The sequence below is a fragment of the Pseudomonas serbiensis genome (assembly GCF_030580745.1).
GTDB lineage: Bacteria > Pseudomonadota > Gammaproteobacteria > Pseudomonadales > Pseudomonadaceae > Aquipseudomonas > Aquipseudomonas serbiensis.
Genome location: NZ_JAUQOO010000004.1, coordinates 260,916 through 283,811, shown reverse-complemented (window position 1 = coordinate 283,811; position 22,896 = coordinate 260,916). Strand labels below are relative to the sequence as shown.

General features: G+C 57.2%; 21 protein-coding genes. 10 read left to right on the top strand and 11 right to left on the bottom strand.

Features of this window, described 5'->3' with window-relative positions; translation table 11 throughout:
- Window positions 1-64: 64 nt before the first annotated feature.
- The 4 genes from Q6A51_RS07935 to Q6A51_RS07920 all read left to right on the top strand — a co-directional run bounded on the left by Q6A51_RS07935 (window position 65) and on the right by Q6A51_RS07920 (window position 5,221).
- Complete coding sequence (locus tag Q6A51_RS07935) at window positions 65-1,837, top strand: N-acetylglutaminylglutamine amidotransferase (RefSeq protein WP_201019282.1); 1,773 nt, start codon at window positions 65-67, stop codon at window positions 1,835-1,837.
- A 3-nt stretch (window positions 1,838-1,840) separates the two neighbouring features.
- Window positions 1,841-3,589: an N-acetylglutaminylglutamine synthetase gene (gene ngg, locus Q6A51_RS07930; protein ID WP_201019283.1), complete on the top strand. Its 1,749-nt coding sequence runs from the start codon at window positions 1,841-1,843 to the stop codon at window positions 3,587-3,589.
- A 101-nt stretch (window positions 3,590-3,690) separates the two neighbouring features.
- The gene (locus Q6A51_RS07925) at window positions 3,691-4,887 is read left to right on the top strand and encodes an osmoprotectant NAGGN system M42 family peptidase (protein ID WP_201019284.1); all 1,197 of its coding nucleotides are present in this window, start codon (window positions 3,691-3,693) and stop codon (window positions 4,885-4,887) included.
- 106 nt (window positions 4,888-4,993) lie between these two features.
- Window positions 4,994-5,221 (top strand): YheU family protein, encoded by a 228-nt coding sequence (locus tag Q6A51_RS07920; RefSeq protein ID WP_201019285.1) that lies wholly within the window; start codon window positions 4,994-4,996, stop codon window positions 5,219-5,221.
- A gap of 3 nt (window positions 5,222-5,224) precedes the next feature.
- Here the strand turns inward: Q6A51_RS07920 and csrA are convergent, their stop codons facing one another.
- The 4 genes from csrA to Q6A51_RS07900 all read right to left on the bottom strand — a co-directional run bounded on the left by csrA (window position 5,225) and on the right by Q6A51_RS07900 (window position 7,315).
- Window positions 5,225-5,428 (bottom strand): carbon storage regulator CsrA, encoded by a 204-nt coding sequence (csrA, locus tag Q6A51_RS07915; RefSeq protein WP_201019286.1) that lies wholly within the window; start codon window positions 5,426-5,428, stop codon window positions 5,225-5,227.
- Between the two features lie 167 nt (window positions 5,429-5,595).
- Window positions 5,596-5,928: a YnfA family protein gene (locus tag Q6A51_RS07910; RefSeq protein WP_304574494.1), complete on the bottom strand. Its 333-nt coding sequence runs from the start codon at window positions 5,926-5,928 to the stop codon at window positions 5,596-5,598.
- Between the two features lie 89 nt (window positions 5,929-6,017).
- Entirely contained in the window at window positions 6,018-6,833 is an 816-nt protein-coding gene (locus Q6A51_RS07905; protein ID WP_201019288.1) for an SDR family oxidoreductase, read from the bottom strand.
- 104 nt (window positions 6,834-6,937) lie between these two features.
- A complete protein-coding gene (locus Q6A51_RS07900) occupies window positions 6,938-7,315 on the bottom strand; it encodes a DUF2784 domain-containing protein (RefSeq protein ID WP_201019289.1) in 378 nt (125 codons plus the stop codon).
- A gap of 311 nt (window positions 7,316-7,626) precedes the next feature.
- On the opposite strand from Q6A51_RS07900, the gene Q6A51_RS07895 reads away from it, so the two are divergent.
- A complete protein-coding gene (locus Q6A51_RS07895) occupies window positions 7,627-7,785 on the top strand; it encodes a DUF3309 family protein (protein ID WP_122314699.1) in 159 nt (52 codons plus the stop codon).
- Window positions 7,786-7,854: 69 nt separating this feature from the next.
- Here Q6A51_RS07895 and Q6A51_RS07890 read toward each other — a convergent pair whose 3' ends face one another.
- The 3 genes from Q6A51_RS07890 to Q6A51_RS07880 all read right to left on the bottom strand — a co-directional run bounded on the left by Q6A51_RS07890 (window position 7,855) and on the right by Q6A51_RS07880 (window position 10,887).
- The gene (locus Q6A51_RS07890) at window positions 7,855-9,513 is read right to left on the bottom strand and encodes a cation acetate symporter (RefSeq protein ID WP_201019290.1); all 1,659 of its coding nucleotides are present in this window, start codon (window positions 9,511-9,513) and stop codon (window positions 7,855-7,857) included.
- A complete protein-coding gene (locus tag Q6A51_RS07885; protein ID WP_200999788.1) occupies window positions 9,510-9,821 on the bottom strand; it encodes a DUF485 domain-containing protein in 312 nt (103 codons plus the stop codon). The genes Q6A51_RS07890 and Q6A51_RS07885 overlap by 4 nt, the downstream gene beginning before the upstream one ends.
- A gap of 211 nt (window positions 9,822-10,032) precedes the next feature.
- Entirely contained in the window at window positions 10,033-10,887 is an 855-nt protein-coding gene (locus tag Q6A51_RS07880; RefSeq protein ID WP_304574493.1) for a glycine betaine ABC transporter substrate-binding protein, read from the bottom strand.
- Window positions 10,888-12,029: 1,142 nt separating this feature from the next.
- Here Q6A51_RS07880 and Q6A51_RS07875 point away from each other — a divergent pair.
- Window positions 12,030-13,328, top strand: coding sequence for a serine/threonine protein kinase (locus tag Q6A51_RS07875; protein WP_200999790.1), 1,299 nt, complete (start codon window positions 12,030-12,032; stop codon window positions 13,326-13,328).
- Window positions 13,321-14,133 carry an MlaA family lipoprotein gene (locus Q6A51_RS07870; protein WP_304574492.1) on the top strand — a complete coding sequence of 271 codons (813 nt, stop codon included), beginning with the start codon at window positions 13,321-13,323 and terminating at the stop codon, window positions 14,131-14,133. The genes Q6A51_RS07875 and Q6A51_RS07870 overlap by 8 nt, the downstream gene beginning before the upstream one ends.
- Before the next feature lie 69 nt (window positions 14,134-14,202).
- On the opposite strand, the gene Q6A51_RS07865 is transcribed toward Q6A51_RS07870, so the two are convergent.
- A complete protein-coding gene (locus tag Q6A51_RS07865) occupies window positions 14,203-14,562 on the bottom strand; it encodes a DUF805 domain-containing protein (RefSeq protein WP_304574491.1) in 360 nt (119 codons plus the stop codon).
- Window positions 14,563-14,922: 360 nt separating this feature from the next.
- Between Q6A51_RS07865 and Q6A51_RS07860 the strand changes: the two genes are divergently transcribed.
- Entirely contained in the window at window positions 14,923-15,732 is an 810-nt protein-coding gene (locus Q6A51_RS07860) for an alpha/beta hydrolase (protein ID WP_304574490.1), read from the top strand.
- 232 nt (window positions 15,733-15,964) lie between these two features.
- Here Q6A51_RS07860 and Q6A51_RS07855 read toward each other — a convergent pair whose 3' ends face one another.
- Complete coding sequence (locus Q6A51_RS07855) at window positions 15,965-18,571, bottom strand: autotransporter family protein (RefSeq protein WP_304574489.1); 2,607 nt, start codon at window positions 18,569-18,571, stop codon at window positions 15,965-15,967.
- A gap of 266 nt (window positions 18,572-18,837) precedes the next feature.
- Between Q6A51_RS07855 and Q6A51_RS07850 the strand changes: the two genes are divergently transcribed.
- Window positions 18,838-19,692, top strand: a complete 855-nt coding sequence (locus Q6A51_RS07850) for a pirin family protein (RefSeq protein ID WP_304574488.1) — start codon at window positions 18,838-18,840, stop codon at window positions 19,690-19,692.
- 183 nt (window positions 19,693-19,875) lie between these two features.
- Here the strand turns inward: Q6A51_RS07850 and Q6A51_RS07845 are convergent, their stop codons facing one another.
- Window positions 19,876-21,060 carry a patatin-like phospholipase family protein gene (locus Q6A51_RS07845; protein WP_200999797.1) on the bottom strand — a complete coding sequence of 395 codons (1,185 nt, stop codon included), beginning with the start codon at window positions 21,058-21,060 and terminating at the stop codon, window positions 19,876-19,878.
- 36 nt (window positions 21,061-21,096) lie between these two features.
- Entirely contained in the window at window positions 21,097-22,026 is a 930-nt protein-coding gene (locus tag Q6A51_RS07840; protein ID WP_200999798.1) for a lipid A biosynthesis lauroyl acyltransferase, read from the bottom strand.
- A gap of 121 nt (window positions 22,027-22,147) precedes the next feature.
- On the opposite strand from Q6A51_RS07840, the gene minC reads away from it, so the two are divergent.
- Window positions 22,148-22,888, top strand: a complete 741-nt coding sequence (gene minC, locus Q6A51_RS07835) for a septum site-determining protein MinC (protein ID WP_201019297.1) — start codon at window positions 22,148-22,150, stop codon at window positions 22,886-22,888.
- The last annotated feature ends 8 nt before the right edge of the window (window positions 22,889-22,896 follow it).

Here is a 22,896-nt window from a genome sequence, read left to right as displayed (position 1 = left end):
CGGGTCAGTTTCTGGGTGACTGCACTTTTCGGTCACCTCCCCAACGGAAACCCGGTAAGGAATTATGTGCGGATTAGCAGGTGAATTACGTTTCGACCAACAACCAGCGGATCTTGCCGCTGTTGAACGCATTACCCATGATCTGGCGCCACGCGGCCCGGATGCCTGGGGCTTTCATAGTCAGGGGCCGATTGCCCTGGGCCATCGGCGGCTGAAGATCATGGACCTGTCCGACGGTTCGGCACAGCCCATGATCGATAGTCAGTTGGGCCTGTCCATGGCCTTCAACGGCGCCATCTACAACTTCCCCGAACTGCGGGACGAGCTGGAAGGGCTGGGTTATCAGTTCCATTCCGGTGGCGACACCGAGGTGTTGCTCAAGGGCTATCACGCCTGGGGCGTTGATATGCTGCCCAAGCTCAATGGCATGTTTGCGTTCGCCATTTGGGAGCGCGACACCCAGCAGTTGTTCATTGCCCGCGACCGTCTGGGCGTCAAGCCGCTGTATCTGTCGCATACCGACAAGCGCCTGCGTTTTGCATCGACGCTGCCGGCCCTGCTCAAGGGTGGCGATATCAGCCCGATGCTCGACCCGATCGCCCTCAATCACTATCTGAATTTCCATGCCGTGGTGCCTGCACCACGCACGCTGCTGGCCGGCGTCGAGAAACTGCCCCCAGCCAGCTGGATGCGCATTCAGGCCAACGGCAAGATCGAGCAGCAAACCTGGTGGCGTCTGCCTTACGGCCCCCATGACGACGAGCAGAATCTGACCCTGGAAGACTGGCGCGACCGCGTACTGGACAGCACCCGCGAAGCGGTAGCGATTCGTCAGCGTGCGGCGGTGGATGTGGGCGTGCTGCTTTCCGGCGGCGTCGATTCAAGCATGCTGGTGGGTCTGTTGCGTGAAGTCGGCGTCGAAGACCTGTCGACCTTTTCCATCGGTTTCCAGGATGCCGGTGGCGAGCGCGGGGATGAGTTCCAGTATTCGGACCTGATCGCCAGACACTATGGCACTCGTCACCATCAGTTGCGTATTCAGGAAAGCGAGATCATCGAGCAATTGCCTGCGGCCTTCCGGGCCATGAGCGAGCCGATGGTGAGTCACGACTGCATCGCGTTCTATCTGTTGTCACGGGAAGTGGCCAAGCACTGCAAGGTTGTGCAGAGCGGTCAGGGCGCGGACGAACTGTTTGCCGGTTATCACTGGTATCCGCAGGTCGATGGCGCGAGCGACCCGGTGGCCGCTTATCGTGCAGCGTTCGTGGACCGCAGCTACGACGAATACACCGCCACCGTACAAGCCAAATGGCTGACCGCCACTGACGCGGCAGGTGATTTCGTACGCGATCACTTTGCCCAGCCTGGCGCAACGGCTGCCGTGGACAAGGCTCTGCGTCTGGACAGCACCGTGATGCTGGTTGAAGACCCGGTCAAACGGGTGGACAACATGACCATGGCCTGGGGCCTGGAAGCACGGACACCGTTTCTCGACTATCGTCTGGTTGAGCTGTCTGCACGCATCCCCGGCAAGTTCAAACTGCCGGATGGCGGCAAACATGTCCTGAAGGAAGCGGCGCGACTGGTCATCCCTTCCGAGGTGATCGATCGCAAGAAAGGCTACTTCCCGGTGCCGGGCCTCAAGCATTTGCAGGGCGACACCCTCAACTGGGTGCGCGAGCTGCTGCTGGACTCCAGCCAGGATCGAGGCCTGTTCAACCCGGCGATGATCGACACGCTCTTGACCAACCCTCAGGGCCAACTCACGCCGTTACGCGGCTCCAAGCTGTGGCAATTGGCTGCGCTGAATCTGTGGCTCAGCGAACAAGGACTCTGATCGATGAAACACAATGCGACGGCTTACAGCCAACGATTGTTGCGCACACAGTCGCCCTCCTATGAACGCCTGCAAGCACGCTTCGCCGAAGACGGCAGCCAGCCGGATAACGAACCACTGGCGCTGCACTGCGGCTGGGGCCGCTTGTTGATTGGCCATACCTACCCCGACGCGACCGCGCTGGCCCAGGAACTGCTCAACGAAAAACCCGGCGAACGCGATATCGCGCTGTACGTGGCGGCGCCCCAGCAAGTGCTGGCACAGTCGCCGCAGCAGTTGTTCCTCGACCCGTCCGATACGTTGCGGCTGTGGTTCAGTGACTATCGCCCGGCGCAGCGTGTCTTTCGGGGCTTTCGCATCCGTCGGGCGCAGAACGAGGCCGACTGGCAGGCCATCAATAACCTGTACATCGCGCGCGGCATGCTGCCCATCGATCCTGCCCTGCTGACGCCACGCCACCTGGGCGGCCCCGTCTACTGGCTGGCCGAGGATGAAAGCAGCAACTCGGTGATCGGCAGTGTCATGGGCCTGAATCATCAGAAGGCATTCAACGACCCGGAAAACGGCAGCAGCCTGTGGTGCCTGGCAGTCGATCCGCAATGCACACGTCCCGGCGTTGGCGAAGTGCTGGTGCGTCATCTGATCGAGCATTTCATGAGCCGTGGCTTGAGCTATCTCGATCTGTCGGTACTGCACGACAACAATCAGGCCAAGGCGCTGTATGCCAAGCTGGGGTTTCGCAACCTGCCGACCTTTGCCATCAAGCGCAAGAACGGCATCAACGAATCGCTGTTCCTGGGCCCTGGCCCTCAGGCGGATTTCAATCCCTACGCACGGATCATCGTCGAAGAGGCGCACCGGCGCGGTATCGATGTGCAGGTCGATGATGCCGATGCCGGGCTGTTTACCTTGAGTTACGGCGGACGCCGCATTCGCTGCCGTGAATCGCTGAGCGATCTGACCAGCGCGGTCAGCATGACGCTGTGTCAGGACAAGAGCCTGACCCACCGGGCCCTCAAGGCAGCCGGCCTGCGCCTGCCTGCTCAACAGCGGGCAGACAGCGCCGATGACAATCTGGCGTTCCTTGAAGAACACGGGCGGATCGTGGTCAAGCCGCTGGATGGCGAGCAAGGTCAAGGGGTTGCCGTGGACCTGCGCACCTTCGATGAAGTGCAGGAAGCCATCGAGCGCGCCCGTCAGTTCGACACCCGCGTGATTCTGGAAAGCTTCCATGAAGGTCTGGACTTGCGCATCGTGGTCATCGGTTTTGAAGTGGTGGCCGCTGCGATTCGCCGTCCAGCGGAAATCATTGGCAACGGTCGCGACACCATCAAGCAATTGATCGAAGCTCAAAGCCGCCGTCGCTCTGCCGCAACCAGTGGCGAAAGCAAGATCCCGATGGATGAAGAAACCGAACGCACGGTACGCGACGCAGGCCATGACTACTCCAGCATCCTGCCAATGGACCAGCGCCTGGCCGTACGGCGCACCGCCAACCTTCACACCGGCGGCTGCCTTGAGGATGTCACTGCAATCCTGCATCCGGTGCTGAGCGACGCCGCAGTGCGTGCCGCACGGGCGCTGGACATCCCGGTAGTGGGCCTGGACCTGATGGTGCCTGCCGCCGACCAGCCCGAATACGTTTTCATTGAAGCCAACGAGCGCGTCGGACTCGCCAACCACGAACCACAACCCACCGCCGAACGTTTTGTCGACCTATTGTTTCCGCACAGCCTGCCTGTGCATGGTTGAACCATAGCTGCAAGTTTCAAGCGTCAAGCTACAAGTAAGGGCAGCTACCCCACTTGCAGCTTGCATCTTGAAGCTTGCAACTGCTTTAAGGAGCTCCCTCCATGCCTGTTGAGAAAATCCCCGATCCGGATCTGAACTACCTGCAGAAAGTACTGCTGGAAATGCTCGCCATTCCGAGCCCTACGGGTTTTACCGACACTATCGTGCGCTATGTCGCCGAACGCCTGGAAGAACTGGGCATCCCGTTTGAACTGACACGGCGCGGCACCATCCGCGCCACGCTCAAAGGTAAGCAGAACAGCCCCGACCGCGCGGTTTCTGCGCATCTGGACACCATTGGTGCGACCGTTCGCGAGGTCAAGGACAACGGACGTCTGGCACTGGCGGCGGTCGGCTGCTGGTCAAGCCGCTTTGCCGAAGGCAGCCGGGTCAGCGTGTTCACCGATACCGGCGTGATCCGTGGCAGCGTATTGCCGCTGATGGCGTCCGGTCATGCGTTCAATACCGCCGTGGATGAAATGCCCATCAGCTGGGAACATATCGAGCTGCGCCTGGATGCCTATTGCACGACCCGCGCCGACTGCGAATCGCTGGGGATCAATATCGGTGACTTCGTGGCCTTCGATCCGCTGCCGGAATTCACCGAAAGCGGCCATATCAGTGCCCGCCACCTGGACGACAAGGCAGGCGTGGCCGCATTGCTGGCGGCACTCAAGTCGATTGTCGACAGCGGTGAGGAACCACTGATCGATTGCCACCCACTGTTCACCATTACCGAGGAAACCGGTACCGGTGCAGCGGGCGTCCTGCCCTGGGATGTCAGCGAGTTTGTCGGCATCGATATCGCGCCGGTCGCACCCGGCCAGCACTCCAGCGAACATGCCGTGAGCGTGGCGATGCAGGATTCGGGCGGGCCTTACGACTATCACCTGTCGCGGCATCTGCTGCATCTGGGCGTGGAGAACGAATTGCCTGTGCGCCGCGACCTGTTTCGCTATTACTACAGCGATGCCCATTCGGCCGTGACTTCGGGGCATGACATTCGTACCGCGTTGCTGGCTTTTGGCTGCGATGCCACCCACGGTTACGAGCGCACGCATATCGACAGCCTCGCGGCCCTGAGCAAACTGCTGGGTGCCTACATGCTCAGCCCACCGGTATTCGCCAGCGACGCCAAACCGGCACAGACTTCACTGGAGCGTTTCAGTCATCAGATCGAACACGATGCACAGATGGAGTCCGACACCCGTGTGCCACCGGTGGATAGCCTGATCGGGCAGAATCGCGAAGAGGTTTGAGGTTCCTGGCCTTTCGCGAATGAATTCGCTCCTACCACGGTCTGTGTAGGAGCGACTTCAGTCGCGAAGAGGCCTATCATCGCGGGCTACCGATACGAGAACCAGCATGCTGATCCCTTACGACCAACTTGAACCCGACACCCTCACCCGCCTGATCGAAGACTTCGTAACCCGCGACGGTACGGACAATGGCGATGAAACACCTCTGCAAACCCGCGTGCTGCGCGTACGTCATGCCTTGAGCAAAGGTCAGGCGGTGATTTTCTTCGACCTCGAAAGCCAGCAGTGCCAGCTAATGCCCAGGCATGATGTGCCCAAAGACTACTTCGACTGAGGCTCAGGCCGCTGGCGACTCGGGAGCGGCCTCCTGCTGCGAGAGCTTTCTGGCTATGCGTCGAAACACTTCGGCACGGTGGATCTTGATGTCTTTGGGGGCGTCGATTCCGAGCCTGACCTGATTGCCGTTCACACCGAGGATTTGCACGGTGATGTTGTCACCGATGGAGAATGACTCGCCAATTTCCCGCGTCAATACCAGCATTTTTCCGACTCTCTTGTTATTGCAAAGAGTGCAGAGTGCGCCCCTGAAAAGGCCGCTTCAATGAGGCTGCGGTAAATCAGTAACGTCCTTCAATGCCAACAGATCACGCTGTCGGAAACGTCTTACTTGCAGACCTGACGAGTAGGAAAAATGCTGGTTGCAGACGCTCAGGACGCCGACCAGCGTGGCCCCAGCAGGATGATCGTCGCACCGATGACGCACAACGCAGCACCGAGCCAGTCGGTACTCAAGGGCCGAATCCGCTCGATCACTCCCAGCCACGCTATGGAAGCAATGATGTAGATCCCGCCATAAGCCGCATAGGCACGTCCGGCATAGGCCGCTTCAATACGGGTCAGCAACAGCGCGAACACCGTCAGGCTGATCAGGGCCGGTATCACCCACAAGGCCGTCTTGCCCTGGCGCAACCACATCCAGAACGCATAACAACCGAAGATCTCGAACAGGGCCGCAAGGAAAAACCAGAAGTAATTGAGCACGGGAAGTCTCGTCAGTCAGGGCTTGAATGGCGGCACCCTATCAGAAAAAGGCATTCCTGATCGGCCATGAAGCCCTGCCTGACAACGAATCAGGCTTTGGTCTGTCGGGCCTTGGCGCGCATCTTGGCGCACATGGTCGTCATTTCGTCATAGAGCGCCTGGGGATGCTTGCGCTTCAGCGTCCAGGCATCACGGCCCTGTTCATGGGGCAGGATCATGAACTCGCCCTTGGCCACTTCCTCAAAGATGTAATCGGCAATATCGCTGGCGGTGATCGGCGAGCTTTCCAGCAGTTTGCCAACCTGGGCTTTCATCGCAGGTGTCGGGCCACGGAAGGAGTCCAGCAGGTTGGTCTGAAAGAACGACGGGCACACCACATGCACGCCGACTTCCTGTTCCTTCAATTCCACCAGCAGGCTTTCCGACAGCGCCACCACGCCCGCCTTGGCGACGTTGTAATTGCTCATGGCCGGCCCCTGCATCAAGGCCGCCATGGAGGCGATATTGATGATCTTGCCCTTGCTGGCCTCCAGCATCGGCAGGAAGGCCTTGCAGCCCTTGACCACGCCCATGAGGTTGATCGCGATCTGCCAGTCCCAGTCCTCCAGGGACAACTCACTGAAGAAACCGCCCGACGCGACACCGGCGTTGTTGACGATGATATCGATGCCGTCGAAGCGTTCTTCGCAGGCTTGCGCCAACGCCATGAGCTGGCTGTAGTCGCGCACATCGCAGCGCTGGGTAAATCCATTGCCACCGGCTTCGCGTACCAACGCCAGGGTTTCCTGCAAACCGCTGTCGTTGACGTCGGACAATGCCAGACGCCAGCCTTCGCGAGCCCAGCGCAGTGCAATTTCACGGCCCAGGCCTGAGCCTGCGCCAGTAATCATGATGCGATTTTGCATAAAGAGTGCCTTGTGGTTTGCAGGACGTTGGCTGGAGTGTAATCACAGCTGACAGTCGGTAATGCCACCATCAAGGTGCTGAATGCCCAAGGCAAACCCGGGGCTTATGTCTGCCTGCTACGACGCACGAAGCGGATCAGCAGCCAGCCATAGATCGCGGCATTGATCGACACCACAACGGCGCCCAGCCACAACTGGATCTGCGGCGTCAGCGCCGCCGGGTAGATGAGAGGAATCAGATAATGCTCGATAAAGCCGCCGTCATACCCCTGCATACCGGCCTTTTGACGCAGGGCGTTTTCCAGAGGCGTCAACGGGCAATACAGGTGAAAGAACTCCACCGAAGCTCCCCACACCATGGCCGGGACATGAAGAAACCCTATCCAGGGCCTGCGCAATACGAGCAGGCCGCCAAACAGAACGAAGACAATGAACAACAGATGAAAAACGACAACGGCATCGGCCGCGAATCGATAAAGCATGAGAATCGTACCGTATAAAAGTTCAATTATTTTCAGGCTGACCATTTACCCATAAAACAGGACGTGCGTCATATAAAACCTGAAAAGTTCAATAATAATCACCCCTTTAAACAGGGTAAAACACCTTCGATAAAAACACTCAAGACATTGAAATACATAGCATTTTTTAATAATTCAAAATTCCTTGAAATATTCAGAACCTTTCAAGAATCGCAACAGTCGGATAATTCAAGCAGTGAAAATTTCATACCGACTGGTAAGCGTTTTAACTGCACACGTCATTCAACACTCACGGAAAGAAGGAACTCATCATGGGCATAAGCACGATTCTTATCATCGTTCTGATTCTGATACTGATCGGTGGTCTGCCGGTCTTCCCGCACTCCCGTAACTGGGGTTATGGCCCGTCGGGTGTTGTCGGTACGATCCTGATCATTCTGCTGGTTCTGGTATTGCTTGGCAGGATATGACCTTATCGGTCACCCAATGAAAAAGCAGCCCGAACGGGCTGCTTTTTTTATTGCCGATGAAACGTGGGCTTAGTGTGACGACGCACCGCTGGCGCCCAGGCCAGTCTGCGAGCGGACGAATTGCGGATAGAACAGGGCACGTTCGTCGTCTGCTGCCTTGGACTTGTCGGTGATGGAGAAGAACCAGATACCGACGAAGGCGATGATGATGGAGAACAGCGCCGGGTACTCGTACGGGAAAATGGCTTTCGGGTTGTGCAGGATCTGCACCCAGATGGTCGGACCCAGCACCATCAGCACCACAGCGCTGACAAGGCCCATCCAGCCGCCAATCATAGCGCCACGGGTGGTCAGGTTCTTCCAGTACATGGAGAGCAGCAGGACCGGGAAGTTGCAGCTTGCGGCGATGGAGAACGCCAGGCCTACCATGAACGCGATGTTCTGGCTTTCAAAGGCGATACCCAACAGGATGGCCACGACCGCCAGGGCGATAGTCGTCATCTTGGAAACGCGGATCTCATCCTTCTCGTTGGCCTTGCCTTTCTTGATCACGCTGGCATACAGGTCATGGGACACTGCCGACGCACCGGCCAGGGTCAAGCCTGCAACCACAGCCAGGATTGTGGCGAACGCCACCGCCGAGATGAAGCCCAGGAACAGACTGCCACCGACCGCGTTGGACAGATGCACCGCCGCCATGTTGTTACCACCGATCAAGGCACCTGCTGCATCCTTGAACGCAGGGTTGGTGCTGACCAGCAAGATAGCGCCGAAACCGATGATGAAAGTCAGGATGTAGAAGTAGCCGATGAAACCGGTGGCGTAGAACACCGACTTGCGGGCTTCCTTGGCATCGCTCACGGTGAAGAAGCGCATCAGGATGTGTGGCAGACCAGCAGTACCGAACATCAGTGCCAGACCGAGGGAGAACGCCGAGATCGGGTCTTTCACCAGACCGCCAGGGCTCATGATCGCTTCACCTTTAGGGTGAACGGCGACCGCCTGGGCGAACAGTTGGTTGAAGTCGAAGTTGACGTGCTTCATGACCATCAGCGCCATGAACGAGGCACCCGACAGCAGCATCACTGCCTTGATGATCTGTACCCAGGTGGTCGCCAGCATGCCGCCGAACAGCACATACAGGCACATCAGGATACCGACCAGAATCACCGCCACGGTGTAATCCAGACCGAACAACAGCTGGATCAGTTTACCGGCACCCACCATCTGGGCAATCAGGTAGAACGCCACCACCACCAGCGAACCGCAGGCGGACAGGGTGCGAATCTCTTTTTGCTTCAGGCGATAGGACGCTACGTCGGCGAAGGTGTACTTGCCCAGGTTACGCAGGCGTTCGGCGATCAGGAACAGAATGATCGGCCAGCCCACCAGGAAGCCGATCGAGTAGATCAGGCCATCGTAGCCGGAGGTGTAAACCAGTGCGGAAATACCCAGGAAAGACGCCGCCGACATGTAGTCGCCTGCAATCGCAAGACCGTTCTGGAAACCGGTGATCTTGCCGCCTGCCGCGTAGTAGTCGGACGCCGAGTTGTTTTTCTTGGATGCCCAGTAGGTGATGTAGAGGGTGAACGCCACGAACATGACGAACATGATGATCGCCGGTACGTTCAAAGGCTGCTTCTGCACCGCCCCGGTAAGGGCGTCTGCTGCCATGAGAGCGGGTGCGAATGCTGCAAGGCCTAGAGCCGCGGAGAGACGACGGATCATTGCTGAATCTCCTTGAGAATTGCATTGTTCAGTTCGTCGAACTCACCGTTGGCGCGGCGTACGTAGATTCCCGTCAGAATGAAAGCCGAGATGATCAGGCCGACCCCTATCGGCATGCCCCACGTAATGGTCGAAGTCGCGCTGATCTTGGCTCCCAGAATATGAGGCCCATACGCAATCATGAGAATGAATGCGGCATAGAGCCCGAGCATGATCGCCGAGAGAATCCAGGCGAAACGCTCTCTTTTGGAAACCAGCTCCTTGAAGCGCGGGCTGTTTTGAATCGAGAGGTAAATGCTGTCGTTCATTGTTTTTGTCCTCGCAGCACAGATGAGTTGTCACGCCATCAACTTTAGTCAGGTCCGGCACGTACTCCAGACGACCTTAGTATTAGAACGACATTAATCATTGAAGCACTTCAAGAGACTTTCGCAGGTGCCAATCAACCCCGGACAAACAAAAGGCCATCTGCCGAGAACGACAGATGGCCTTGATAGACCTGATACAGACGCTTTGGCGTTATTTAGCGGTCCATGCAGCCACACGCTCAGGGTGCTTGGCCACCCACTCCTTCGCCGCAACATCAGGTTTGGCACCATCCTGAATCGCCAGCATCACTTCACCGATCTCATCCTTGGATTCCCACTGGAATTTTTTCAGGAAGGCAACGACGTCAGGTGCTTTCTTCTCCAGGTTCAGGCTGGCAACGTTGTCGACCGTTTCTGCCGCGCCGTATACACCTTTAGGGTCTTCAAGAAAGCGCAGCTTCCATTTGGCAAACATCCAGTGCGGTACCCAACCGGTCACGGCGATGGAATCCTTGCGTTTCTCGGCACGGGTCAGTTCGGCAATCATCCCGGCTCCCGAACTGGCCTGCAGCTTGTAACCCTCCAGGCCATAGTCCTTGATGGCTTGATCGGTCTTGAGCATCACACCTGAGCCAGCATCGATACCGGTGATCTTTTTCTTGAAGGACTCATCGGTCTTGAGGTCTTCGATGGTCTTGGCCTTGACGTACTCCGGCACGATCAGGCCGATCTTGGCGTCCTTGAAGTTCGGGCCGTAGTTCACGACCTGATCCTTGTATTTGGTGTAGTACTCACCATGGGTGCCAGGCAACCAGGCCGACAGCATCATGTCCAGTTTGTCGGTGGCAACCGCCTGCCACATGATCCCGGCCGCAACGGATTGCAACTTGACGTCATACCCCAGTTTTGCCTTGAGCACTTCGGCGGCTACATGAGTCGTAGCGACACTGTCGGACCAGCCTTCGACGTAGCCGATGGTCAATGTCTTGGTTTCAGCAATGGCCAGCGTGGAGCTGACGGCCAGTACCAGAGCGGCACCTGCCCCCAGAATTTTTCGCATATTCATCATCACTTCCCCGGAAGTTGCGCACCGACGGGTGTCGGGCTGCATTAACGTTGTTTTTCAGGATCGCCCTTCATGCCCGGCTTTGGGGCAAGCTGCGCCCTACACGTTTAAGTCGTGCTCGCCCGCCATGACAGGCATCACATCGACCTCTCGATAATCAACCGGCTCAATGATCAGACATGCTCTGTCAGCGACACGGAGGAACCGGGAAACGACATCACCCAGCCATCAGCGACAATGCCCACGAAAAAAACCTGAAAAGCCGTCCGGTTTTTGCATGAAACAGAAAATGCAACGTCCATCGTCCTGTTGCAGGACCGCAAGCCATCAACCTGCCACTGCCCTGTTCTGGTTCACTGCGAACAAGGAAACAGGATGTGTTACCGCACATTGCTCAAGACGGGTAACACGGAAACAACCGCACTGCCCTTCTCGCCTTCCCCTCGTGACTGATTTTTTCAAGCCTTTGTTTTTAAAGGACTTTAAAAAGTTGGCACAGCTTCTGCTATCTCTTCGGTACAACAAGAATAAAAACAAGTAGCAAACCAACAAGAACAAGACGAAACGGCTCTGACATAACAAGAACAACACGGACAGAGGCGCAGCTAACAGATTTTTTTGGAGTGGATCGGCTTTACAGGGACCTCTTGAACGAGAGGCCTCGCAACCGGACAGAGAACAATAAAACTACCTTCAGGTAGCTTCCCGTACCGGATGGACCATGACGTTGTGCAGACCCATGGTTAAAGCAAATCAGCGCTCAAAAAAATACGTTTGCTCTTGATCCCGAATGGGGATCACACAAGAACGCAGTAAAGGGACAGGTCGCCAAAAACAAGAACAGGCCGCCCTATAAAAATAAAAAGAGCAGGCAAAAACACATTGAAGGAGAGCTCAGGCTCTCCTTTCGTGTTTTCTGGCGCTGCACATTTATTCGCGAACGGGCATTTCGCGAATGAATCCGTTCCTACCTCCTTCCTCAAAAACGACAAAAAAGCACACACGTGCATTGCAAAATCTACAGAACGTGTATTGTTTCGCTGGGCTTACAAAGGTTCGCATGTTTATACGGCACTTTGGCACTACACCGGTGGTCATAGCCTGCGTATCTCACCAGCACTTCTTTCCCAAGGGATTTAGTCATGCTCCGTTTTCTGCGCTTTGCTACCGTTCTTGGTGGCTTATGTTTGAGTGCGTCCGCTCTGGCGACCAACATTGATCCCGCCACCTATGGCTACCCGCTGACTAATCCGTTTGAAGCAACGATTGCGACCACGCCACCGGACATGCGTCCCGACCTGCCTGACGACGAAGATATCGATCAGGACGTCTACACGCTCAATCTGCACCCGGAGCGCGAGTTCACGCTGCCGGACAATTTCTGGGCCGTAAAAAAGCTGAGCTATCGCCTGGCCAGGCAAGACCATGCAGCACCGTTGATCTTCCTGATTGCCGGTACCGGCGCGCCCTATAACAGCACGCTCAATGAGTTCCTGAAAAAGCTGTATTACGGCGCCGGCTATCACGTCGTACAGTTGTCCTCGCCTACCAGCTACGACTTCATGAGTTCCGCTTCGCGTTTTGCCACGCCGGGGATATCCAAAGAGGATGCCGAAGACCTGTACCGGGTGATGCAAGCCATCCGCGCCCAACAGGCGCAACTGCCGGTGACCGAGTATTACCTGACCGGTTACAGCCTTGGAGCACTCAATGCCGCTTTCGTCAGCCAACTGGACGAAACCCGCCGCAGCTTCAACTTCAAGAAAGTCCTGCTGCTCAACCCGCCAGTCAACCTTTATACGTCCATCACCAATCTGGACAAGCTGGTACAGACCAACGTCAAGGGCATCAACGACACCACCACGTTCTATGAGCTGGTGCTGGCCAAACTGACGCGCTACTTCCGGCAGAAAGGCTATATCGATCTCAACGATGCACTGCTCTATGACTTCCAGCAGTCCAAGCAGCACCTGACCAATGAACAGATGGCAATGCTGATCGGCACCTCGTTCCGATTTTCGTCGGCCGACATTGCATTCACCTCCGACCTGATCAACCGTCGCGGTCTGATCACACCGCCCAAGTTCCCGATTACCGAAGGCACCAGCCTGACGCCATTCCTCAAGCGCGCCATGCAATGCGACTTCGACTGTTACCTGACCGAACAGGTCATCCCCATGTGGCGTGCCCGTACCGATGGTGGCAGCCTGTTGCAGCTCGTGGATCAAGTCAGCCTGTATGCACTCAAGGATTACCTGCACAGCAGCACCAAGATATCGGTCATGCATAACGCCGACGACGTGATTCTGGGCTCGGGTGACCTGGGCTTCCTGCGCAAGACTTTCGGTGATCGCCTGACCGTTTATCCATACGGCGGCCATTGCGGCAACATCAATTACCGCGTCAACAGTGACGCCATGCTGGAGTTCTTCCGTGGCTAAACGTCTTTTACTCCTTGCTGCCGTGTTGTGTGCAGGTACTGCCCAGGCCGCTGACGCGGACACCAGCAACAAAGCACAGCATCCAGCCACCGTGACGCGCCAGCTCGATGCCGATGGTTTTACCCAGCCGTTGAAATCGCTGCAGTTCAACCCCGGCCTGGACCAGCGCGAATTCGAGCGCGCCTCCATCAATGCCCTGGAAGTCTACGACCCGCTGGAATCCTGGAACCGCAGGGTCTACCACTTCAACTACCGTTTCGATGAGTGGGTCTTCCTGCCGACGGTCAACGGTTACCGCTACATCACACCGGGCTTCGTGCGCAGCGGCGTAAGTAACTTCTTCAGCAACCTGGGCGATGTGTCCAACCTGCTGAACAGCCTGTTGCAGTTCAAGGGCCAGCGTTCCATGCAAACCACGGGGCGCCTGCTGCTCAATACCACAATCGGCATCGCCGGCCTGTGGGACCCGGCCACCATGATGGGCCTGCCGCGCCAGACCGAAGACTTCGGCCAGACACTGGGCTTCTATGGTGTGCCTTCTGGTCCTTATCTGGTGCTGCCGCTGTTCGGCCCGTCGAACCTGCGTGACACCGGCGGCCTGGTATTCGACTACGCCGCAGAAACCCAGATCAACTTCCTGAACGTGGCCGAAGTCAGCAGCGACCACCCGGAAATCACCCTGCTGCGCGCCATTGACCGCCGCTATGTCACCAGTTTCCGTTACGGACAGCTGAACTCACCGTTCGAGTACGAAAAGGTGCGTTACGTCTACACCGAATCGCGCAAGTTGCAGATTGCCGAGTAACGAATGCGGCAATCAAAAACGCCCGGCCCGGGTTACCGGGTCGGGCGTTTTTCATAACACCTTCAAACTTCAGTGCGGTGCCGGACCGTAGTCGTTCGCACCGTCGGTGCCTGGCAAAAACAGCAAGGATATCTGGGCCAGCGGGCCCAGGATTGGAATAAGGCCAACCAGCACGCACCAGCCGCTGAGATTGATGTCGTGCAGCCTTCTGACGGTCAAAGAGAGATTGGTCATGAACATGGCCAATGACAGGAGAAAGGTCGTGCCCCCTATACCTGTCTCCGGATAAAGCCAGTCGGTACTGTGATCAATCGCCACTGCCACCGCGAAAAGCACGCTACAAAGCAGGGCGAAGACGAATAACTCCATCCTTGACGCCCGGCCACTGAAATCGAATGTTTTTGCAAACCCGTTATACAGATGATTCATTCCTGCTTCTCTTCTTGATGGCTGTATTGACATACCCAGTCAATGACTGAGCACGCCCCTTCCTGGCGGCGACCAATCTAGCGATTTTAAAAAATAGGGATGCAGTCACCCTCCGAAACATCCGTAGGAAAAATCAACAGAACCAAGATGCTCCATTCTTCGGACGGTGCCGGAGCAGGAAGAAGATCAGGGGGTTAAGCCCCGACAGCGTGCGGTCATAAGCAATGTTCCATAGCCAGCTCCCACCAGTTCAACCTGTCCGGGTTGAAAATTGCGGGTCAAAAGCCAGGCAAGAACCGCCCTCGACTTCGCCTCCATTCAGGCGCAGGATCGCTTCCTTTTCTTTTGCGTTGAAGCGCCATGCAGCAGTTAATCAGGGTAACGGCTCTGGCAATCAGCTTGACCTTGTCAGGCTGCGCCAGCCAACAGGAAAAGCTCTACTCATGGGCTCAAGCCAAGGACGCAGAAGCCAGCGTGGTTGAAACCCGCACCTTTGCGCTGCAAATCGTTACACCTCGATCTCTACCCAAAGGTGGCCGATTGAGCATTTTCATTGAAGGGGATGGCCGCGCCTGGGCAACGGGCAGCCAGCCAAGCCTTGACCCTTCGCCACGGCAACCGGACATGGCTCGCCTGGCTCTGGACCCGGATCACGCCGGCGTCTACGTTGCCAGGCCCTGCCAGTTCGTGATGTCCGAGGCATGTGTCAGTGAGGTGTGGACAGATACAAGGTTCAGCCGTCGCGTCATTGAAGCGTTCAACGATGTGATCGACCGCCTGAAGACTCGCTACAACGCCTCGTCAATCGAGTTGATAGGCTATTCGGGAGGGGCTGCGGTCGCTTTGTTGATCGCTGAAGAGCGAGACGACATTTCGCAGATCCAGACCATCGCCGGAAATGTCGATCCTCACGCCTGGGTCGCACTGCATCAGCTTTCGCCTTTGAAGGGCTCGCTGGATCCGCTGGAAAACAGCCTGCGACTCAAAAAGATTGCGCAACGGCACTTCGCTGGAACAACCGATACCGTTGTGCCGCCCGTACTGCTGACAGGCTTTCTCGCCAGAACCCGGCCTGATTGCAGTGAAGTCATCAGCCTGCCAGGTTCCCATGCAACGCTCATGGAGGCCGTTGATGGACAAATGCTTTCCCGCCCGATTCAGTGTCAGTAAGGCTGATGCCGATCAGTCAAGGCACAACAAAACTTGTGGGAGGCAGCTTGCTGGCGACAAAGGCCTGAAAAACGGCAGATATTCTGCGTTTGTACGCTGAATTCGCCAGCAAGCTGACTCCAACAAAGTGATTTATGGCCTGACTGACCAGCATTAGTCCGTAAGACCGGATTGAGCAGAGCAGCCTTCAACACACCGCAAAGGCTGCTCTGCTCCTACACGAACGCGAATATCAGAACGCATAGCGCGCCTTGAACATCAGGGTTTCAGCGTCGTAGCCCGAACGGCCCTGATAGGTGTAGCTGGTACCCAGAGTCAGTGCGCTGATGGCATAACTCACGCCAACAGAACCTTCGTAACTGTCGCGAGCCGATTTTGCCCCCGTGACCACGAAACTCGAACCGCCCTGAGCAAATGCCGACGTCTGGCTGATACGGTCACCGATCAGGTTGTGATAGGTCATCAGTGTCAGTTCAGGCGTGAGCGTGCCACCAAGCAAAGGTGCTTCGCTGGCAACCCGTAAACCGGCCCCGATCTCTCCGGTTTCAAAGCGCTGGTCACTGTTGCGCAAAGCTGCAGATGAGCCTCGCTCGGTGTACCCGTCGACCTGCACCTTGGAATAACGAGCCGCCACACGCGGTTCGATCAACAGTTGGTCGCTGAACCGCAAGCCATAGCCAACAAGCGTATTGATGCTCAGTACGTCACTGTCGAAGTTGCCTTTGGCCAGCGTGCCCGCCACATTGCGGCGGCTGTCGTTATCATTGCGGCCATAGGAAACGCTGCCTTGAGTAAACCAGTTGCCCTTCTCCCAGCTTCCGTACAGCGACAGCGCATTGCCCTGCACATCGGTCTTGTAACCAATGTCGGAGGTCGAGTTGGCATTCACATAGGAATAGGCAAAACCCAGAGTAGCACCGGAAGCAAGACGACCATCAATCCCCACAGCCACACCGCTGGCATTGGCCGAGTAGCCTTCCACACCGCCACGGCTGTCCTGATCCATATTGCTGTTCAACACCTGCATCCACACGCCGTTCTCAGCCACTTCATCGCCTGAGGAAAGCCCACTGCGCAAGCCCGTCATACGGGTATCGATTGCCGAACTGCTGGCTCCCTGCCCGGCCAAAGCTGCGTCCACTCCACCACGACTGACATCGGGTGATAACCGCTTGCCAAGCTCATCCAGTTCTTGAGCGGTGCTGGCGTTGGCGAACGACTGGAATACCCGGTCATTACTGTCGAGCTGGCCAATCACGTTGTTCTTGAAGCGGTTGATCAGGCCTTGTGTACGTTGATCGCTGCCTGCGCTGCCCAACTCCTGACTCACTTGCTGGTCGGACTTGAGCCTGACCACGGCCTCAACCGAATCGGCATCAACGCTATAGCTGGCAACATCGAGCAAGGTGGATACGCTACTCACGGTCAAACCGCTGTTCTGCACACTGGCCGCGGACAGCAAGGCGTAAGTCTTGCCCTCAGCGGTCGGGTTGAAATCACCGGGGTTGGCACTCAGGGTGATACGCGAACCCGATGCAAAACTCGCGGCACCTGCAACGCTCAGATAAGGCGTGGTATTTACAGTGCTATCGGACAGCCGCATATCCAGCGCGCCCTGATTGGCAAGTTGCAGATTGCCGGTAATGGCGCTGCCGGCACGATCCAGGTTCAGGGAGCCGCCCCGCTGGACAACAACATCGCTGTCGATGGTCGTCCCCGTGAAAGCCGCCTGGCCCTGAACATTCACCGCCGCCATTCTAAGCAGGTCACCGCGAATCTCGCCGCCGCTCCAGTTCAGCGTGGCCAGGTTACGCCCACGGATAGCAGCACCGGAATCACTGGCGATCAGCCCTGCTTTCTGATTGATTTCAAAACCGACGGGCAAGGCATCTCTCGTCACCACAATCGCATCACCTTGGGAGGTAATGGTTCCGGTGTTTACGATGCCTCTTGAACCGGAAGCATTGGTGGTCGTGAAATCGGTACCTTGGACCATGATGGCGTGTGCATTATTGTCCCCGGAGGCGCTGATACTGCCGCTGTTGTGCAAAACATCGAGCGTGCCATCCCACAAGGCGACACCTTCGGAAGCATTACCCCGAGCAATGATCGAACCGCTGTTTTCGACGTGCATCGGCGTTGATGGGGCCTCTAGATCCATACCGATGGAGTTGTCACCCACGGCCAGGATGGAACCCGAGTTAAGCAGTTTCCCTCCCACGCTCAACATTGCAGAACCATGCCAATCAAAGATCAGGCCAATAGCATCCTCACCGTGCACTTCAATGGAGCCCGAGTTGATAAAGTCACCGGCGATTTGTGAGCCATGCAGGTAAATGCCTTCTGCTCCGTTGAACAGGCTTGATGCGCTGCCTTCAACGATCAGGATCTTGCCGGCATTGACAACAGAACCTGTGACACTGATGTTACTGATATCGATGGCTGCGCCCCTATCGGCTCGCTGGAGCGTAATAGAGCCCTCGTTGCGCAGATCACCGTCAATCGAACCGCCGCCACCGGGACCGTTATTGACGCCAGCAGTGACAGAATCAAACATTGCGCCGAACTCCAGCGCCCTGACAGCAAAACCACCCGTATCGATGGTAATGTCCGCGGCGTTGATGAACGAACCGCTCAGTGCAGAGCGCCTGAACTGAAAGACGCTTTCATTCGCGGACGATTGCAGCGAAACCTGACCGATCAGGTTGAGCCCACCACTCAAGGTCTGATTGTTCAGCGCATTACGCCCCTGACTGACGTTGTAATCCAGCGCAAAAGCCTGGCAAGCACAGGCACCCACGATCAGTGCCAATAGCGTTTTCTGAAAATTCCGGTTCAAAGCCTGTGGTCCATCGATTTACTTCAGCAGCAGCCCTGCTCAGCTTGCATTCCACCGTGAATGCGTTTCGCACTCCGATCGTTTGGCGAGTCAGAGTCCTACGCGGCGTTGTCGGCGGTTTGATACAAAGCTTTAAAATAGCCTATACAAATATTCGCCAGACCAATCAACAAAACCGATAGTTAAGCTGGGAAATTCAAACCCATCCATCGATCAAACAGGCATACCATGGTCGCCATTGCCAACTGACCAGGAGTGCCCTTTTCATGGCTCAATTTCGTAAAGTGCTGTCGATCCAAGCTGGCCAGCCGACTTCAGACGGGGCCGGTGTGCGCCTGACGCGGGTGTTTGGCGGCCAGGGTGTCGAGCAGTTCGATCCGTTCCTGATGCTCGATGAGTTTGGTTCGGACAAGCCGGACGACTATATCGCCGGGTTTCCGCCTCATCCGCATCGCGGCTTTGAAACCGTGACTTATATGCTTGAAGGTCGCATGCGCCATGAAGATCACATGGGCAATGTCGGCCTGTTGCAGAGCGGCGGCGTGCAGTGGATGACGGCGGCACGCGGCATCATTCACAGTGAGATGCCGGAGCAGGAAGAAGGCGTGATGCGCGGCTTCCAGTTGTGGCTGAATCTGCCGGGCAAGAACAAGTTGATGGACGCCAGTTATCAGGACATCCAGCCGCAAGACATTCCCCGCCTGACCACTGAAGCCGGTGTTGAGGTGGTGGTCATTGCAGGCCGGTTTGACGATGGGCAGGTTCAACAGGACGGTGCCGTACAACGGCCGGATACCGAGCCGCAGTATTTCGACTTTCACCTGCCCGCAGGCCACAGCATCAGCCCGCGCATTCCCGAAGGACATCGGGCGTTGCTCTATGTGTATGAAGGCAGTATCGAAGTTGAAGGTTGCCCGCAGGCCGTTGGTGCAAGCCGTCTGGTGCGGCTGGCCGATGAAGGTGAGTTGCAGATCAACAGCTCAAGCGGTGCGCGAGTGCTGTTGATTGCCGGCAAGCCGTTGCGTGAGCCTGTGGTGCAATACGGGCCATTCGTGATGAATACCCGCGAAGAGATCGAACAGGCCTTGCGGGATTTCAGGGATGACCGCTTGACGGCTTGACGGCCTGACAGCAAGAAGCATCGCGAATGAATTCGCTTAGATGGTAATTCCGATCAGTCAGGTCATGCTCCGTGGGAGGGGCCTTGGCCGCGACTTCATTCAGGCGCTGAAAATGTGTTGCCTGTAAGCAAGTCGTCGCGGCCAAGGCCCCTCCCACAAGTGACTGGTATGCCTTAAAAACGATTACTCCAACCGCAAGAACCGTTTCAACTCGTCCCGCTGGGCCATGGCATCGCGACGACCGAGGTCGATCAGTTCGCTGCAATACCCCGCCTCGAACAGCAGATAGCTCAATACGCTGGCACCGCTGGTCTTGGTCGCACCAGGGCCGCGCAGGAAAGTGCGCAGGGCCGGTGGCAGTTCGTGGCGGTGGCGGGCAGCGATTTCATCCAGTGGCTGGCTCGGGGAAATCACCAGCACCTCCACGGGAGCCATTCCAGGTTGCCGTCTGGCCTGTTCATCGGCCAGCAACGAACTCATCAGGTTCAAACGTTCAAGCAATTCAATATCGCTTTCCAGATTGTCGATGAAGGTGCTGTTGAGCATATGGCCACTGATTTGCGCCAGACTCGGCTGAATACCACTGGTAGCCCGATGGATCTGTTTATTGGGCTGTACACCGCGAGGATTGCCACTGACGCCCACCACCAGCACCCGGTTGGCCCCCAGATGCAATGCCGGGCTGATGGGTGCCGACTGCCGCACCGCGCCATCGCCGAAATATTCATGATCGATCTTTACGGGCTCGAACAGCAGCGGAATCGCCGAGCTTGCCAGCAAATGATCCACGGTCAATTGAGTCGGCAGGCCAATGCGCCGATGGCGCAACCAGGGCTCGATGGTGCCTCCGCCCTGATAGAAGGTCACCGCTTGCCCGGACTCGTAGCCAAAGGCCGTGACCGCCACAGCCCGCAGATGATTGCTGTCGATGGCCGCATCGATACCTGACAGGTCCAGCCGGTCACTGAGCAAGTCACGCAAGGGAGAACTGTTGAGCAGCGCGACAGGAATGTCGCGGCCCAGCCCGGTCAGGCTGCGTCCGAAAAAACGCCCCGCCTGACGAATGACGCCGGGCCAGTCGCTGCGCAGTACCTGATGGCTGCGAAACGCCTGCCAGAACTCGGTCAACTGGCGGATGGCGATGCGAAAGTGCAGCGCGCCACTGGCCAGTTTCACCGCATTGATAGCGCCGGCCGAGGTGCCGACAATCACGGGAAACGGGTTGGCCGCCCCTGCGGGCAGGAGGTCGGCAATCCCCGCCAGTACACCGACCTGATAGGCGGCACGGGCGCCACCTCCAGACAGAATCAAACCGGTAACCGACTCTTTCTCGTTCACTGCATTTGTCACTACTGCACGTTCTGGCATCTACAACGAACCTCAGTGAACAACCATTCTTTTTATTTATGTTTTTTTGTATAGCTTCGGTTCGCCCTCCGGTCGACTTTTAAAACGTCGGTGCGCCCAGAGATATTGCTCCGGACATTCAGTGATGGCAATTTCAATCCACTGATTTATTCGCAGGCAATCCTCTTCATCGCTCTGACCGGGGAAATCCTGCAGCGGCGGATGAATCACCAGCCTGTAACCGCTACCGTCCGCCAGCCGCTGCTGGGTGAAGGGCACGACCTGAGCACGGCCCAGCTTGGCAAACTTGCTGGTCGCCGTCACTGTCGCAGCCTGAATGCCGAACAGCGGCACGAATACGCTCTGCTTGGCGCCATAATCCTGATCCGGTGCATACCAGATCGCACGGCCGGCACGCAGCAGCTTGAGCATGCCACGCACGTCTTCGCGCTCGACAGCCAGGGAGTCGAGGTTATGCCGCTCACGACCGCGACGCTGGACGAAATCGAACAACGGGTTCTTGTGCTCGCGGTACATGCCATCGATGGTGTGCTGCTGGCCCAATAACGCTGCACCAACCTCCAGGGTGGTGAAGTGCAGGGCCATGAGAATCACCCCTTCCCCCTGCTGTTGCGCACGCTGCAAATGCTCCAGCCCTTCGATGCGGGCAAGCCCGGCCAGGCGACGCCTGGACCACCACCAGCTCATGGCCATCTCGAAGAAGGCAATGCCGGTCGAAGCGAAGTTTTCCTTGAGCAACTGCTTGCGCTGGGCAGCAGACAAATGCGGGAAACACAGCTCCAGATTACGCGAGGCGATATATTTTCGATCAGTGGCCACGCAATACATCGCCGCGCCCAGCAGCCGACCGATCACCAGCAGTACTCGAAACGGTAACTGGACAATCAGCCACAAGAGCCCCAACCCCAGCCATAACGGCCAGAAACGGGGGTGAAGAAAACTGGCTTTAAAACGCGGGCGATCCATTTAAGCTTCCGTCAGGACAAAGGCTGCGCATTCTACATCGGTTCGACCCGGCTTGCGGCCCGAGGGCGTTCTCGTTATAAGTCTCGGCACTTTTAGCGACAAGCTGTTGTGTATCCCGACCATGAGCCAGATCGAATCGCAAAACCCGGACCCAGTGTTTCAGCTCAAAGGCAGCATGCTTGCCATCACCGTCATGGAGCTGGCCCGGAACAACCTCGACGCCCTGGACCGTCAATTGGCGGCCAAGGTTGCCCAGGCCCCCAACTTTTTCAGCAATACACCGCTGATCCTGGCACTGGACAAACTCTCGCCCAATGAAGGGAACGTGGATCTGCCCGGTCTGATGCGCGTCTGCCGTCAGCATGGCCTGCGCACCCTGGCGATACGGGCCAACCGCATCGAAGACATTGCCGCCGCCATCGCCGTCGATCTTCCCGTGCTGCCGCCATCCGGCGCCCGGGAACGTGTGCTGGAGCCTGTCGAAGCAGAGGCACCGAAAAAGATTCCCGAGAAACCGCCCGAGCCAACCGTCAAGCCAACGCGCGTGATAACCGCTCCAGTGCGCGGCGGACAGCAGATTTATGCCCAGGGTGGCGATCTGGTTGTCGTGGCTCCGGTCAGCCCCGGTGCGGAACTTCTGGCCGATGGCAACATCCATGTTTACGGCCCGATGCGCGGCAGGGCACTGGCAGGCATCAAGGGCGACACCAAGGCACGGATCTTTTGCCAGCAACTGGGCGCCGAACTGATTTCAATCGCCGGGCAATACAAGGTTTCCGAGGACTTGCGCAGGGACCCTCTCTGGGGGGCTCCGGTACAAGTCAGCCTGTCCGGCGACGTGTTGAACATCATTCGTCTTTAACGGATACT

What these genes read in the sequence shown, in the direction of transcription:
- Q6A51_RS07935 (WP_201019282.1), top strand. Translation starts at nt 65, where the DNA reads ATGTGCGGATTAGCAGGTGAATTACGTTTCGACCAACAACCAGCGGAT.
- ngg (WP_201019283.1), top strand. Translation starts at nt 1,841, where the DNA reads ATGAAACACAATGCGACGGCTTACAGCCAACGATTGTTGCGCACACAG.
- Q6A51_RS07925 (WP_201019284.1), top strand. Translation starts at nt 3,691, where the DNA reads ATGCCTGTTGAGAAAATCCCCGATCCGGATCTGAACTACCTGCAGAAA.
- Q6A51_RS07920 (WP_201019285.1), top strand. Translation starts at nt 4,994, where the DNA reads ATGCTGATCCCTTACGACCAACTTGAACCCGACACCCTCACCCGCCTG.
- csrA (WP_201019286.1), bottom strand. Translation starts at nt 5,428, where the DNA reads ATGCTGGTATTGACGCGGGAAATTGGCGAGTCATTCTCCATCGGTGAC.
- Q6A51_RS07905 (WP_201019288.1), bottom strand. Translation starts at nt 6,833, where the DNA reads ATGCAAAATCGCATCATGATTACTGGCGCAGGCTCAGGCCTGGGCCGT.
- Q6A51_RS07900 (WP_201019289.1), bottom strand. Translation starts at nt 7,315, where the DNA reads ATGCTTTATCGATTCGCGGCCGATGCCGTTGTCGTTTTTCATCTGTTG.
- Q6A51_RS07895 (WP_122314699.1), top strand. Translation starts at nt 7,627, where the DNA reads ATGGGCATAAGCACGATTCTTATCATCGTTCTGATTCTGATACTGATC.
- Q6A51_RS07890 (WP_201019290.1), bottom strand. Translation starts at nt 9,513, where the DNA reads ATGATCCGTCGTCTCTCCGCGGCTCTAGGCCTTGCAGCATTCGCACCC.
- Q6A51_RS07885 (WP_200999788.1), bottom strand. Translation starts at nt 9,821, where the DNA reads ATGAACGACAGCATTTACCTCTCGATTCAAAACAGCCCGCGCTTCAAG.
- Q6A51_RS07880 (WP_304574493.1), bottom strand. Translation starts at nt 10,887, where the DNA reads ATGAATATGCGAAAAATTCTGGGGGCAGGTGCCGCTCTGGTACTGGCC.
- Q6A51_RS07875 (WP_200999790.1), top strand. Translation starts at nt 12,030, where the DNA reads ATGCTCCGTTTTCTGCGCTTTGCTACCGTTCTTGGTGGCTTATGTTTG.
- Q6A51_RS07865 (WP_304574491.1), bottom strand. Translation starts at nt 14,562, where the DNA reads ATGAATCATCTGTATAACGGGTTTGCAAAAACATTCGATTTCAGTGGC.
- Q6A51_RS07860 (WP_304574490.1), top strand. Translation starts at nt 14,923, where the DNA reads ATGCAGCAGTTAATCAGGGTAACGGCTCTGGCAATCAGCTTGACCTTG.
- Q6A51_RS07850 (WP_304574488.1), top strand. Translation starts at nt 18,838, where the DNA reads ATGGCTCAATTTCGTAAAGTGCTGTCGATCCAAGCTGGCCAGCCGACT.
- Q6A51_RS07845 (WP_200999797.1), bottom strand. Translation starts at nt 21,060, where the DNA reads ATGCCAGAACGTGCAGTAGTGACAAATGCAGTGAACGAGAAAGAGTCG.
- Q6A51_RS07840 (WP_200999798.1), bottom strand. Translation starts at nt 22,026, where the DNA reads ATGGATCGCCCGCGTTTTAAAGCCAGTTTTCTTCACCCCCGTTTCTGG.
- minC (WP_201019297.1), top strand. Translation starts at nt 22,148, where the DNA reads ATGAGCCAGATCGAATCGCAAAACCCGGACCCAGTGTTTCAGCTCAAA.